A 13273-nucleotide genomic window follows, 5' to 3' on the forward strand; every position below is an offset into this window, starting at 1 on the left:
TCTCTCTCGGTCGACGTCGTGGGGTGTTCCGCGCCCGGTCGGGGCGTCGGTCCGATGGTCCAGCCTAGTTCGGCCGGTCGTCAGGATGCTGGGACGAGGGTCAGGGGTGCGTTGTCGAGCAGGCGCGTGGTGCCGAGCCGCGCGGCGGTGATCGCCAGGACGTCGCCCGCGGCATCCGCGCCCACCGGCTCGAACGTCGCGGGGTCGACGATCGCGAAGTAGTCGAGTACGACCCCCGGATGCTCCGCGAAGACGGCTGCACCGGCGGCGACGGCACCGGCGGCACCGGCACCGGCCAGTCCCGCGCGCGCGGCCGCGTCCAGTGCGTCGTGGAGCACGAGCGCCTCGGCGCGCTCCGACTCGGAGAGGTAGCGGTTGCGGCTGGAGCGTGCGAGCCCGTCCTGATCCCGCACGGTCGGCACGACCTCGATCTCGATCGGCAGGTCGAGGTCGGCGACCATGCGGCGCACGAGGAAGGCCTGCTGCGCGTCCTTGCGGCCGAAGCACGCGACATCCGCCTCGCTGATGCCGAAGAGCTTCGCGACGACGGTGAGCATCCCGTCGAAATGGCCGGGTCGCACGGCGCCCTCGAAGGAGGCGCCCGCCGGACCGGCGTGGACGGTCGTCGACGGGGTGCCGTCCGGGTACATCTCGGCGGCGCTCGGGGCGAAGACGACGTCGACGTCGTGGACCGTCAGCGCGGCGACGTCGGCGTCGAGCGTGCGGGGGTATTGATCGAGGTCCTCGCCGGCGCCGAACTGGAGCGGGTTCACGAAGATCGACACGACGACGACGTCGGCGAGCTCGCGGGCCCGGTCGACGAGCGCGAGGTGCCCGTCGTGGAGTGCGCCCATCGTGGGCACGAGCGCGACCCGCGCGCCGGCGGCGCGGGATCGGTCGAGGTGTTCGCGCAGCTGCGCCTTCGTCTGGACGACGAGCGGCCGTGCGCCGGATTCGTGACTCACGGGGTTCCAGCCTACGCGCCCCGCCCGATCGCGGCCTCCCGGCCGGTCGGGGCGGGTCAGAGCGGGTCGTCGGGCAGCGTCGGCGAGTGCCGGGCGAGCGCGTTCTCGACGGCCGAGCGCACGAGCGGGGCGAGGATGCGTCCCGGACTCGGTGCGCCGATGTCGCCGAGCAGGCCGGCCGACTGATCGACGATCGCGCTCGAGAACGAGACCGCCGTCTCGATGGCCTCGGCGTAGGCGGGCCGGTCGGCTTCGGCGACGACGAACGGCTCGCCGCCCATCTCGACGACGAGCGCCTGGCCGATCGGGAGCACCGGGGCGGGGGCGGTGACCGCGAACCACGTGCCCGCGAGGCGGCCGAGGTCGAGGCTCGTGCCGGTGAACTGCATCGCCGGGTGGATGGCGAGCGGAATCGCGCCAGCCGCACGGGCCGGGGCGAGCACGTCGGTGCCGAAGCGGGCCGCGGTGTGCAGCACGAGCTGCCCCGGCTGCCAGTCCCCCGTCGCGGCCAGTCCGGCGACGAGGTCGGGCAGTTCGTCGGCCGGCACGGCGAGCAGCACGAGCTCGCTGCGGCGCACCACCTCGGGCACGGGCAGGATCGGCACGAACGGCAGCATCGTCTCCGCCCGCTCGACCGAGGCGGCCGAGACCGCCGAGATGCCCGTCAAGGCGTGGCCCGCGCCGGCGAGCGCCGAGGCGAGCACCGTGCCCACGCGTCCGGCGCCGACCGTGCCGACGCCGAGCCGTCCGGCCCGCTCCGGGCTCATGCGCGCTCCTCCTCGTCCGACGCACGATCGCGCGACGCGGCGCCCACCGCATCCGCCGAGAGCCGTTCGTACAGCGCCGAGCCGTCGACCTCGCCGATCACGGGCAGCAGCGCCGTGACCGGGCCGGTCACGGTGTGCACGTGGAGGCTCGCGAGGCCGAGCGCGCGGCGCACCGGTCCGCGACGGATCGCGACCGACTGCATCCGGGCGAGCGGCACGATCACGAGCCGGCGCGTGAGCGCACCCCGCCGCAGCAGCACGGCGTCGTCGGCGAGGGCCCAGCCGGTGCGCCGCCACGAGAACGGCCGCACCCAGCGCGCAGATCGCGGCGAGACGCTGAAGCCGTCGCCGCCCGCGCGCCCCGTCGTGCCGGGCGCCACGAACGGATCGAGCGCGCTCGCGCCGTCGGGCAGCAGCAGCGCGACGACCCGGCGCGCGTCGGCCAGCGTGCCGACCGGCAGCACCGTCGTCTGCTGCAGCGCCTCGCCCGCGCGCGCCGACTGGCCGGCGATGTCGATCTGCACGAGGTACCAGCCGAAGATCCGCCACAGGAGCGGCTGCGAGACCTGCACGGCGTGGATGCGACCGGGCGGCAGCGTCTGGCTGCCCGTGGAGAGCAGGCCGTGGCCGACGCGCACGCCGTGGGCGGTCGGTGCGATCGAGTACCGCAGCGACTTCGAGATGCGCGTCCAGTAGTAGCCGAGGAGGCCGATGACGGCGGGCAGGAAGCTCACGAGCACCCACGGCGTGCCGGCGACCGCGCCCCAGATGACGACGCCGACGAAGATCAGGAGCATGACCGTCGCGCTGCTCAGCACTGTGGAGGCGATCACCCGCCCGATCGGCAGGTGCACGACCGACTCGGCGGGCGCGAGGTCGGGGTCGAGCTCGGGCGCGAGGAAGTCGTCGACCCGGTGCGCGAGCCGGTCGCGGACCGACTGCGGGGTCCCCGGCGCCGAGGCCGTGCCCTCGGCGGGTCCGGCAGAGCGCGATCGGATGCCCGCGGCGAGGCGGAGCACGTCGCGGCGCAGCGCCTCCGCCGCGTCGGAGCCGAGGTAGGCCAGCTGCACGTTGCCGTCCTGACCGGCGACGGCGACCTCGAGCTTCGCGGTGCCGAAGAGCCGGGCGAAGAACGGCCGCGACAGGTTGACCGTCTGGATGCGGTCGAGCCGGGCGCTGCGATGGGTGCGGAAGAGGATGCCGCTGCGCACCTCGACCGCGTCGGCGGTCACGCGGAACGTGTGCAGCCGCCAGGCCAGCGCGTAGCCGCCGATGACCGCGAGCACGACCACGACGACCGCGACGACCGCCCAGCCGACGAGCCCGTTCACGACGAGCGCCGTGATCGGGTCCTCCGCCCAGCGCTCGTACTGCTCGAACTCGGTCTCGGGATCGGGACGCTCGGGAGCGCCGCCGAACACCGCGATGGCGATCGCGACGAGCTGGTCGCGGAGGTTCGCGATGAGGAAGCCGAGCACCGCGATGAAGACGAGGCCGCCGCGCAGCAGGGGGCTCGCCGGATGCAGTCGGTGCCACTCGCCGTCGGCGAGGCCGGAACCGCCGGAGCCGCCGGGCCCCGGTACGACCGGCGCGATGTCCTGCGGGTCGTCGCCCGCGCTGACGGGTCCGCCGGGGCCGCCCGAGGGCGGGACGTCCGGGCCGGCGCCGTCGGTCACAGGCCCGCCCGTCGGGTCTCGGCGAGGGCGACGAGCTCGTCGCGGAGCGCTTCGGCCTCCTCGAGCGGGAGGCCCGGCACGACGACGGCGGTCGCCGCGGCGGCCGTCACGAACTTCAGCTCGGCGAGCCCGAGCCAGCGCGCCACGGGGCTGCGGGTGAGGTCGACGAGCTGCATCCGCCCGTAGGGCACCGCGACCTGGCGCTGGAACATGATGCCCCGCCGGAACACGAGGTCGTCGCGGCGGAGGCGGTAGCCGATCGAGCGCACGCGGCGCGGCTCGAAGGCGATGGAGACGATGGACACGACCGCGACCGCGCCGCCGACCCACCACGCCCACCGCCACTCGGCGAAGTAGGCCACGAGGGCGATGACGGCGACCGTCACGACGAGGGCGACGAGCGAGCCGACGACCTCGACGACGATGAACTTCGGCGAGACCCGGTGCCACTGCCCGTCGTCGTCGAATGCGGGCGCCACGGGGTCGAGCTCGGGCGCGGCCGGCTCCGGCAGCACTGCGGATGCCTCGGGCACGGCGTCCGGTTCGAACGGCTCGGCGGGGGCCTCGGGTGCGACCGGCGCCGCGGGGGCCGGCTCCGGGGTCGCCGGGGCGGCGTCGTCCGCGTCGTCGCGGGCGGGGTCAACGTGCATGCGCGTGATCCTCGTCGGGTTCGGGTTCTTCGGGAGGCGGGAGGGTGCAGCACCATTCGGCGACGAGTCCGCCGGCCAGCAGCACGAGGGCTCCGGCCGCGGTGCCGAGCGAGAGCCAGACGGCGTCGGTCTGGGGCACGGTGCGGGTCGCGAGGAACACCGCGAATCCGCCCCCGACGCCGAGCACGAGCGCGCCGACCGCGGTGCTGGCCTTCGCGAGCACGGCGATCCGCATCGCACGGAACGGATCGAGGCGGGCCTTCGACTTGCCCTGCACGGCACGCCGGATCGGCCACGCGAAGCCGACGACGATGCCGGCGATGAGCACGAGCGTGAGCGGGAGCGACCACGGCGGCACGAGCGCGGCACCGCCCGCGGCGACGACGGCGATCTCGCCGAGCCAGCCGAGCACGAGCCCGCCCAGCACGTAGGCGAGCACGGTCGACACGTGGGTGCGGGTCACGAGGGGCTCCCCGTCGCGTCGGCGCGGACGACGACGTCGGCCGCGGCCGCACGGAGCTCCGCGACGCTCCGGCCGTCGAGCACGGCCGCCGGGTCGAGGTCGAGCCAGGGCTGGAGCACGAAGGCGCGCTCGGCGGCCCGCGGGTGCGGGAGCGTCAGCCGGGCATCCTCATGGTCGAGGCCCTCGACGTCGATCAGGTCGAGGTCGAGGGTGCGGTCGCCCCAGCGCTCGACGCGCACCCGGCCGTGCGCGGCCTCGATGGCCTGGAGCACGTCGAGGAGGTCGAGCGGGTCGAGCGTCGTCGCGACCCGCACGACCCCGTTGAGGTAGCGCGGTGCGCCCTCGTCGACGCCCGTGAGCTTCTGCGCCGGCGTCTCGTAGCGTGGCGACTCGTCGACGAGCCGCACGCCCGCTGCGGCGCCGAGGTCGGCGACGGCGGCGTCGAGCAGGGCCGCGCGGTCGCCGAGGTTCGAGCCGTAGGCGATGACGGCGAGGCGTTCGGCGCGGGCGCCGCCCGCGGCATCCGGCGTCATGCGCGCCCCCGCACGACGGTGACGGAGACGTCGTCGAAGGCGACCGCGATGGGCGCTTCGGGCTTGTGGACGGTGACCTCGACGAGCTCGACCGCCTCGTGCGCGAGGGCGACGGCGGCCACGCGCTCGGCGACGGTCTCGATGAGGTCGACGGGGTCGGCGGCCACGGCGTCGTGCACCTGCTGCGCGAGCACGCCGTAGTGCACGGTGCGCTCGAGCGCGTCGCCCGCGGCCGCGGGGGCCAGATCGACGTGGGCGACGACGTCGATGACGAAGGTCTGCCCGTCGTTGCGCTCGAAGTCGAAGACGCCGTGGTTGGCGCGCACGCGCAGCCCCGTCAGAGTGATCCGGTCACGCACGCTCGCCACGTTCCCCATGCTGCCATGCGTCCATGACGCCGAGGGCGATCCGGGTGGCCCGCACGTCGTGCACGCGCACCGCCCAGGCCCCGGACTGCGCCGAGAGGGCGCTCACGACGGCCGTCGGCAGATCGCGGTCGGCCGGCGTCGCGCCCTCGGGCAGCAGCGGCGCGAGGAACCGCTTGCGCGACGCCCCGATGAGCAGCGGGAAGCCGAGGGCGTGCAGTTCGTCGAGGCGCCCGAGCAGCTCCCAGTTCTGGGCGCCGACCTTCGAGAACCCGAGTCCCGGGTCGAGCACGATCTTGGTGCGATCGACGCCGGCCGCGAGCAGGGCGTCGACGCGCAGTGCGAGCTCGTCGCGCACCTCGAGCGCGAGGTCCTCGTACACGTTGAGGGCGTCCATGCGGTCGGAGTGGCCGCGCCAGTGCATCGCGACGTACGTCGAGCCGAGTTCGGCGACGAGCGGCACCATGCCGGGGTCGGCGAGACCCGCGGAGACGTCGTTGACGATCTCGGCGCCGGCTTCGACGGCGGCGCGCGCGGTCTCGGCGCGCATCGTGTCAATCGACACCCGGATGCCTCGACCCGCGAGCTCCCGGATGACCGGCACGGTGCGGCGGATCTCCTCGTCGACGGGCACTCGCGCGGCGCCGGGGCGCGTCGACTCGCCGCCGACGTCGAGGATCTCGGCGCCCTCGCGCACGAGGTCGAGGCCGTGGCGGATCGCCGCCTCGTGGTCGAACCAGCGGCCGCCGTCGCTGAACGAGTCGGGCGTCACGTTGACGACGCCCATGATGCGGGTGCGCGGCGCGGCGCGGCTCATCGCGGGGCTCCGATCAGGGTCATGATCTCGGCGCGGGCGACGGGCTCGGCGAGCACGCCGCGGCTTGCGACGGTGACGATCGAGCTGCGCTCCTGGCGGCCGCCGCGCGTCGTGACGCAACGGTGCTGGGCGTCGAGTACGACGAGCACGCCCTTCGGTTCGAGGCCCGCCACGAGCACGTCGGCGATCTCCTCGCCGAGCCGCTCCTGGAGCTGCGGCCGCGCGGCGAGGGTGTCGACGACCGCCGGGATGCGGCCGAGGCCGACGACCCGGTCGCCGGGCACGTACGCCACGTGGGCGGTGCCGACGAAGGGCAGGAGGTGGTGCTCGCACACCGAGCGGAAGGCGAGATCGCGCAGGATCACCGCCTCGCCGGTCGAGTCGTGCACCGCCTCGGCGCCCGGCCGCTCCGGCGAGTCATCCGTCGACGCGACCGACACGGAGCCCTCGAGGTGGCTCAGCGGGTCGACCTCGAGGCCGCCGAAGAACTCGCCGTACGCCTCGGCGACGCGCTGCGGCGTGCGCTCGAGCCCCGGCCGCGCCGGGTCCTCCCCGATCGCGAGCAGGATCTCGCGGACGGCCGCCTCGATCCGATCCCGGTCCACTGCCATCGAACGCTCCTTCCGGCCGTCGGTTTCCCGTCCATCCTCCCCCGGAAACGGGAGCGGGCCCCGCGATCCGCGGGGCCCGGAACCCGTCAGGCCGTCGCCGGCCGGGGGTTCGAGTGCGGCGGGCGCTGCGGCGTCGCCGTCTCGACGGGCACGTCGGCCGAGTCGATGCCGCCGTCGGTCGCGCCCGGGTCGATCGGCATCTTCTCTTCCGGGAAGGTGATCGGCGGGCGGTCGGAGACGGGGCGCTTGTCGCTCGAGAGCCACAGCGGGCGCTCGTCGAGCTTCTGCACATCGGCGAAGATCTCGGCGATCTGGTTGTGGTCGAGCGTCTCCTGCTCGAGCAGCTCGCGCGCCAGACGGTCGAGGATGTCGCGGTTCGCGTTGAGCACCTGCCACGCCTCGTCGTGCGCCTGCTCGATGAGCTTGCGCACCTCGGCGTCGACCGTCTCGGCGATGTCCTCCGAGTAGTCGCGCTGGTGGCCCATGTCGCGGCCGAGGAAGACCTCGCCCTGCGACTGGCCGAGCTTGACGGCGCCGACCGTGGCGGACATGCCGTACTCGGTGACCATCTTGCGCGCGGTCGCGGTGGCCTTCTCGATGTCGTTCGAGGCGCCCGTCGACGGGTCGTGGAAGACGATCTCCTCCGCGACGCGGCCGCCCATGGCGTACGTGAGCTGGTCGAGCAGCTCGTTGCGGGTGACCGAGTACTTGTCTTCCAGCGGGAGCACCATCGTGTAGCCGAGGGCGCGGCCGCGCGGGAGGATCGTGATCTTCGTGACGGGGTCGGTGTAGTTCATCGCCGCCGCCGCGAGCGCGTGTCCGCCCTCGTGGTAGGCCGTGATGAGCTTCTCCTTGTCCTTCATGACGCGCGTGCGGCGCTGCGGACCGGCGATGACGCGGTCGACGGCCTCGTCGAGGGCGCGGTTGTCGATGAGCTGCGCGTTCGAGCGCGCCGTGAGCAGCGCGGCCTCGTTGAGCACGTTCGCGAGGTCGGCGCCCGTGAAGCCCGGCGTCTTGCGCGCGAGCACCTCGAGGTCGACGCCCTTGGCGAGCGGCTTGCCCTTCGAGTGCACCTCGAGGATGCGCTGGCGGCCCTTGAGGTCGGGGGCGTCGACGCCGATCTGGCGGTCGAAGCGGCCCGGGCGCAGCAGCGCCGGGTCGAGGATGTCGGGGCGGTTGGTCGCCGCGATCAGGATGACGTTGGTCTTCGGGTCGAAGCCGTCCATCTCGACGAGCAGCTGGTTGAGCGTCTGCTCGCGCTCGTCGTGGCCGCCGCCGAGGCCCGCGCCGCGGTGCCGGCCGACGGCGTCGATCTCGTCGACGAAGATGATGGCCGGCGCGTTCTGCTTGGCCTGCTCGAAGAGGTCGCGGACGCGGCTCGCGCCGACGCCGACGAACATCTCGACGAAGTCCGAACCGGAGATGGAGTAGAAGGGCACGCCCGCCTCACCGGCGACGGCGCGCGCGAGGAGGGTCTTACCGGTGCCGGGAGGGCCGTAGAGCAGCACGCCCTTGGGGATGCGGGCGCCGACGGCCTGGAACTTGGCCGGGTCCTGCAGGAACTCCTTGATCTCCGCGAGCTCCTCGAGGGCCTCGTCGGAGCCGGCGACGTCGTTGAAGGTCACCGTGGGCGACTCCTTCGAGACGAGCTTGGCGCGCGACTTGCCGAACTGCATGACCTTGTTGCCGCCGCCCTGCATGCCGGAGAGCATGATCCAGAAGAAGACGCCGATGAGCAGCAGCGGCAGCAGGATGCCGAGGAGGGACAGGAACCAGCTGTCCTGCGGCACCTCGTCGGTGTAGCCGCCCTCGAGCGAGTCCGCGGCGGCCGCATCCACGGCCGCCACCACGTCGGCGCCGCGGGGTGTCACGTAGTAGAAGCGCACCTGCTCGCCGTACTCGTCGTCGGCGGTGGTGAGCGTGAGGTCGACGCGGTTCTCGCCGTCCACGATCTTCGCCTCGTCGACCTTGCCGTCGGCGAGGAACTCGAGGCCCTGCTGCGTCGAGACCTCGCGGAACCCGGACGCGGTGATGAGCGACGTGCCGATCCAGACGGCCACGATCGCCAGCAGGATGTAGATGATCGGGCCGCGCAGGATCTTCTTCATGTTCATGGTGCTCCACAGGGTACAAGCGGGCTTCTGCGGACGCCCTGCATGTTCGCTGACGGCTTGCCCGCGCCCGGACGGGAGTGCGCCGGGAGGTCCGGCGCAAGTGGTTCAGGAGTACACGTGGGGAGCGAGCACGCCGACGTCGCGGAGGTTGCGGTACTTCTCGGCGTAGTCGAGCCCGTAGCCGACGACGAACGCGTTCGGGATGTCGAAGCCGACGTAGCGGACGTCGACCTCGACCTTCGCGGCATCCGGCTTGCGGAACAGCGCGCAGATCTCGACGGAGGCGGCGCCGCGGCCGACGAGGTTGCGCTGCAGCCAGTCGAGCGTGAGGCCGGAGTCGATGATGTCCTCGACGATGAGCACGTGCCGGCCGCTGATGTCGGTGTCGAGGTCCTTCAGGATCTTCACGACACCGGATGACTTCGTGCCCGCACCGTAGGAGGAGACGGCCATCCAGTCCATCTCGACGTGTCGGTCGAGGGCGCGCACGAGATCGGCCATGACCATGACGGCGCCGCGCAGGACGCCGACGACGAGCAGTTCCTCGCCCACGTAGTCCGCCTCGATGCGGTCGGCGAGCTCGTCGAGCTTCGCGTGGATCTCGGCCTCGGTGACGAGGACCTCGGTGAGGTCGTCCTGGATGTCGCTCGCTCGCATGCGCCGGCCCTTCGTTGATCGGATGCGCGTCGCCACCAGCCTATTCGGCGCACCTGGGGAGCGCCCCTCCGCCGAACGCCGGTCGAGTAGGGCGAAGCCCGTATCGAGACCCCCGGGCCTCCGCCGGTCGAGTAGGGCGGAGCCCGTATCGAGACCCCGGACCTGGTCTCGATACGGCGCTGCGCGCCTACTCGACCGACGATTCCATCAGTGGTCGTGCGGCAGCAGCTCCGTCGAGCCCGTCGTCGAGAAGACCACGTGCGTGCGGATGCGCGCCGCCTGCACCCCGCCGGGCAGGTCGATCGGGCCCTGCCCGTGCCAGTCGGTGACGAGCCGCGCGACCTCGAGCGTCTGCGATCGGCTCAGTGACACGGCGAACTCGCTCGCGACGACATGGCGGATGACCCGCTGGCGCAGTGCCGCGGGGTTGTGCAGCAGGAAGGCCGCCTCGACGGCGATGCCGGCCTCCGCGGGCGCGCAGACCTCCTCGATGAACTCCTCGATCTGGGCGTCGAAGGCCGACTCGTCCTCGCGGAGCTGCTCGGCGGTGCGCGCGAGCGCCTCGGCGACGCCCGGTCCGAGCTCGGCCTCGAGCACCGGCAGCACCAGTTCGCGCACCCGCACGCGCGCGTAGGCGGGGTCGGCGTTGTGCGGGTCGTCCCACGGTTCGAGCCCGGCGTCGGCGCACGCGGCGCGCGTCTCGGCGCGGCGGATGCCGAGGAGCGGCCGCAGGTACCGCACGCCGCGGCGGGTCGAGTCGGGGGCGATGCCCGCGAGGCTCGTGGCGCCGGAACCGCGGGCGAGGCCGAGCAGCACGGTCTCGGCCTGGTCGTCGAGGGTGTGGGCGGTGAGCACCGCCGCAGCGCCGGTCTCCCGGGCCGCCGCTTCGAGTGCCCCGTAGCGCGCCTCCCGCGCGGCGCCCTCGGGCCCGCCGTCGACGCCGACCTCGACGCGCACGACCCGCACGGGATCGAGTCCGAGCCCCCGTGCCGCGGCCGCAGCCCGCTCGGCGACCTCGGCCGACCCCTCCTGCAGTCCGTGGTCGACGATGACCGCGCCGGCGCGGCATCCGGCCCTCGGCGCCTCGAACGCGACGCCCGCGGCGAGCGCGAGCGAGTCGGCCCCGCCGGAGAGCGCGACGAGCACGAGGGCGGCTTCGGGCAGCGGCTCGAGGACGCCCCGGACGGACCGTCGCACGTCGGCGATCGGCGGGGTCAGTCGGGGTCGGCGGTCGGCGGGGACCGCGCCCGCTGGGCTCTCGGAGGGCATCGAGTAACCTTATTCCGCCGTTCGCGCCCGCCCCTGGGCGGCCGGCGAGACTTCACCGACAGGAGACATCCAATGGGCGAGTACAACGCCGTCATCGAGATCCCGAAGGGGTCGCGCAACAAGTACGAGGTCGACCACGAGACCGGTCGGGTGTTCCTCGACCGCGTGCTCTACACGACCTTCGTGTACCCCACCGACTACGGCTACTTCGAGAACACGCTCGGCGACGACGGCGACCCGCTGGACGTGCTCGTGCTGCTCGACTACCCGCTGTTCCCGGGCGTCGGCGTCAAGGTGCGCCCCGTGGCCGTGTTCCACATGACCGACGACGGCGGCGGCGACGCCAAGGTCATCGCGGTGCCGGCCGGCGACCCCCGCTGGAACCACATCCAGGACCTGGACGACGTGCCCGAGTTCACCCGCAAGGAGATCGAGCACTTCTTCGAGCACTACAAGGACCTCGAGCCCGGCAAGTGGGTCAAGACCGAGGGCTGGGAGGGCGCCGAGGCCGCCGAGGGGCTCATCGCCAAGGCGATCGAGGCGTACGTCCCCACCGGTCACTGACGCCGCTTGTCGAGGAGGCCGCACCCGGTCTCGATACGCTTCGCTACTCGACCAGCGAGCTTCGTTGGTCGAGTAGGCCGCTCGCGGCCGTATCGAGACCTCCGCACCTGGTCTCGATACGCTTCGCTACTCGACCAACGGGCTTCGTCGGTCGAGTAGGCCGCTCGCGGCCGTCTCGAGACCAGCGAGAGCCCCTCGACCGGCGATGTTTCGCCCCATGACGGCCCGGCGCGCATGCGCCGGGCCGTCGGCGTACCGTAACCGAATCGACCAGTTCCGGCGCACCCTGCGCACGGACGTGGAGAGGAGGAGCGCATGACCGCCATCGGCACTTCGGGGATCGCCCGAATGATGCGCGTCCGCCTCGCCGACGCCACCCCCAGCCGCTTCCTCGACGCGATCGTCGTCGCAGCCGGCGAGACCGCCCTCGAGGCCGTGCTCGTCGAGACCGGCGAGCGGCGCATCCTCGCCCACGCCGAGCCGGCGCTCGCCGAGCTCGCGACGGGCGCGCCCGTCGCGATCCACGCCGTCTACGGCATCCTCGCGATCGGCGACGTGCGCGCCGACGTGCTCGACCTCAGCGCGCTCTGATCGGCGCCGACCGGCCGGTCGGCTCGCGTGTCCGTGCGACTCTGCAGGTGCTACCGGCGGCTCAGCCCATCATCTTCATCGCGGCGAGCATCTCCTCGCACGCCATGGCGGCCTCGTCGCACGCCATCGCGCACATGCGGCAGTGCTCGTGCTCGTCGGCGTGCATCATGCACTCGGCCGAGCAGGCCCGGCACATGACCATGACCGAGTTCGCCATCGACGACATGACCATCATGTCCATCCCGCTGGGGCGCAGGAGCATCCGCATCATCGTCTGACACATGTCGGCGCAGTTCGCGCACATGGCGGCGCAGCGGGCCATCCCCTCGCCGCCGTCGGCGTCGGCGCACATGAGACAGGCCTGCATGCAGGCGCTCATCGCCTCCGTCATCCGCATCATCATGGCGGAATCCATCTCCGCCATCATCGTCATGCCCTCGTCGGCCATCGTCGCGTTCATCATCTCGCTCATATCCATCACGGATACCGCCCCTTTCGCAGGATGCGCCCCCGCGGTCCGCGACCGTCGATGCTCGAACGCTCCCCCGCGCGCCATGCTACGAAGGCCGGCGCAATGCGTCACGGTTTCGGGCCGAGCGGTAACGCGCTGTTCACGCCGGAAGGTTCACCAGGTGATGCCGCGATCGGCCATGAAGCCGAGCGGATTGATGCGGCCGCCGCCGTTCCAAACTTCGAAATGCAGATGGCAGCCGTTGGACGCACCGGTGCTGCCGACGTAGGCGATCACCTGCCCGGCTTGGACGCTCTGGCCCGCGCCGACGATGATGCCGCCGGGTTTGATGTGGGCGTACGCCGTGGAGATGCCGCCGCCGTGCGAGATCTTGACGTAGTTGCCCCACGAGTTGTTGATGTAGCCCGCGTACGACACCGTGCCGCTGTGGGCCGCGCGGATCGCCGCCCCGCACCCGGCCGCGATGTCGAGCCCCGAGTGGTACGGCGACGAGCATCCGTCACCCGCGCAGATCACCGGACGCGGGCCGAAGGTGCCCGAGATCCAGCCGTACGCGGGCTTCGTCCAGCCGTCCACGCCGACCGAGGATCCGCCGCCACCGCCGCTGCCGCCGCCGTTGGCCGCTGCGGCCGCCGCCGCAGCCGGGGGATCGGAGGAGCACACGTCTGAGGTCCAGTCACTTAGCCACCACGGTTGCCGTCTCCGGCCTGGCAATGGCGGGGCAGGGGGGGGCGGGGCGGGGGGGGGGGGGGGGGGGGG

At 72.8% G+C, this 13273-nt stretch carries 16 protein-coding genes; 2 read left to right on the plus strand and 14 right to left on the minus strand.

The genetic code is table 11. The features are described from left to right. Nucleotides 1–80: 80 nt before the first annotated feature. The 12 genes from panC to tilS form a co-directional block, all read right to left on the minus strand. Nucleotides 81–965 (minus strand): pantoate--beta-alanine ligase, encoded by an 885-nt coding sequence (panC, locus tag GB864_RS11120; protein WP_160425027.1) that lies wholly within the window; start codon nucleotides 963–965, stop codon nucleotides 81–83. A 56-nt stretch (nucleotides 966–1021) separates the two neighbouring features. Further along, on the minus strand, nucleotides 1022–1732 hold the full coding sequence (locus tag GB864_RS11125; protein WP_160425028.1) for a Rossmann-like and DUF2520 domain-containing protein: 711 nt from the start codon (nucleotides 1730–1732) through the stop codon (nucleotides 1022–1024). Further along, nucleotides 1729–3408: a PH domain-containing protein gene (locus GB864_RS11130; protein WP_160425030.1), complete on the minus strand. Its 1680-nt coding sequence runs from the start codon at nucleotides 3406–3408 to the stop codon at nucleotides 1729–1731. The genes GB864_RS11125 and GB864_RS11130 overlap by 4 nt, the downstream gene beginning before the upstream one ends. Continuing rightward, entirely contained in the window at nucleotides 3405–4058 is a 654-nt protein-coding gene (locus tag GB864_RS11135; protein ID WP_160425032.1) for a PH domain-containing protein, read from the minus strand. Before GB864_RS11135 ends, GB864_RS11130 begins: the two co-directional genes overlap by 4 nt. Beyond that, complete coding sequence (locus GB864_RS11140; protein ID WP_160425034.1) at nucleotides 4048–4521, minus strand: DUF3180 family protein; 474 nt, start codon at nucleotides 4519–4521, stop codon at nucleotides 4048–4050. The genes GB864_RS11135 and GB864_RS11140 overlap by 11 nt, the downstream gene beginning before the upstream one ends. Next, a complete protein-coding gene (gene folK, locus GB864_RS11145) occupies nucleotides 4518–5054 on the minus strand; it encodes a 2-amino-4-hydroxy-6-hydroxymethyldihydropteridine diphosphokinase (protein ID WP_160425036.1) in 537 nt (178 codons plus the stop codon). The genes GB864_RS11140 and folK overlap by 4 nt, the downstream gene beginning before the upstream one ends. Beyond that, entirely contained in the window at nucleotides 5051–5422 is a 372-nt protein-coding gene (gene folB, locus GB864_RS11150) for a dihydroneopterin aldolase (protein ID WP_336603965.1), read from the minus strand. Before folB ends, folK begins: the two co-directional genes overlap by 4 nt. After that, complete coding sequence (folP, locus tag GB864_RS11155; RefSeq protein ID WP_160425040.1) at nucleotides 5406–6236, minus strand: dihydropteroate synthase; 831 nt, start codon at nucleotides 6234–6236, stop codon at nucleotides 5406–5408. Before folP ends, folB begins: the two co-directional genes overlap by 17 nt. After that, nucleotides 6233–6847 (minus strand): GTP cyclohydrolase I, encoded by a 615-nt coding sequence (gene folE, locus GB864_RS11160; RefSeq protein WP_160425042.1) that lies wholly within the window; start codon nucleotides 6845–6847, stop codon nucleotides 6233–6235. The genes folP and folE overlap by 4 nt, the downstream gene beginning before the upstream one ends. An 86-nt stretch (nucleotides 6848–6933) precedes the next feature. Next, entirely contained in the window at nucleotides 6934–8961 is a 2028-nt protein-coding gene (gene ftsH, locus GB864_RS11165; RefSeq protein WP_160425044.1) for an ATP-dependent zinc metalloprotease FtsH, read from the minus strand. 105 nt (nucleotides 8962–9066) lie between these two features. Beyond that, nucleotides 9067–9618, minus strand: a complete 552-nt coding sequence (gene hpt / locus GB864_RS11170; RefSeq protein ID WP_160425046.1) for a hypoxanthine phosphoribosyltransferase — start codon at nucleotides 9616–9618, stop codon at nucleotides 9067–9069. A gap of 207 nt (nucleotides 9619–9825) precedes the next feature. Next, nucleotides 9826–10887, minus strand: coding sequence for a tRNA lysidine(34) synthetase TilS (gene tilS, locus GB864_RS11175; protein WP_160425048.1), 1062 nt, complete (start codon nucleotides 10885–10887; stop codon nucleotides 9826–9828). 72 nt (nucleotides 10888–10959) lie between these two features. On the opposite strand from tilS, the gene ppa reads away from it, so the two are divergent. Together ppa and GB864_RS11185 are read left to right on the plus strand one after the other, a co-directional pair. After that, nucleotides 10960–11451: an inorganic diphosphatase gene (ppa, locus tag GB864_RS11180; RefSeq protein WP_160425050.1), complete on the plus strand. Its 492-nt coding sequence runs from the start codon at nucleotides 10960–10962 to the stop codon at nucleotides 11449–11451. A 315-nt stretch (nucleotides 11452–11766) separates the two neighbouring features. Then, nucleotides 11767–12042 carry a hypothetical protein gene (locus GB864_RS11185; protein ID WP_160425052.1) on the plus strand — a complete coding sequence of 92 codons (276 nt, stop codon included), beginning with the start codon at nucleotides 11767–11769 and terminating at the stop codon, nucleotides 12040–12042. A 61-nt stretch (nucleotides 12043–12103) separates the two neighbouring features. Here the strand turns inward: GB864_RS11185 and GB864_RS11190 are convergent, their stop codons facing one another. Then, nucleotides 12104–12514, minus strand: coding sequence for a four-helix bundle copper-binding protein (locus GB864_RS11190; RefSeq protein ID WP_202107168.1), 411 nt, complete (start codon nucleotides 12512–12514; stop codon nucleotides 12104–12106). A gap of 153 nt (nucleotides 12515–12667) precedes the next feature. After that, complete coding sequence (locus GB864_RS11195) at nucleotides 12668–13090, minus strand: M23 family metallopeptidase (protein WP_336603966.1); 423 nt, start codon at nucleotides 13088–13090, stop codon at nucleotides 12668–12670. Nucleotides 13091–13273: the final 183 nt, after the last annotated feature.

This window comes from Agromyces seonyuensis (genome assembly GCF_009789225.1).
GTDB classification, from domain to species: Bacteria; Actinomycetota; Actinomycetes; order Actinomycetales; family Microbacteriaceae; genus Agromyces; species Agromyces seonyuensis.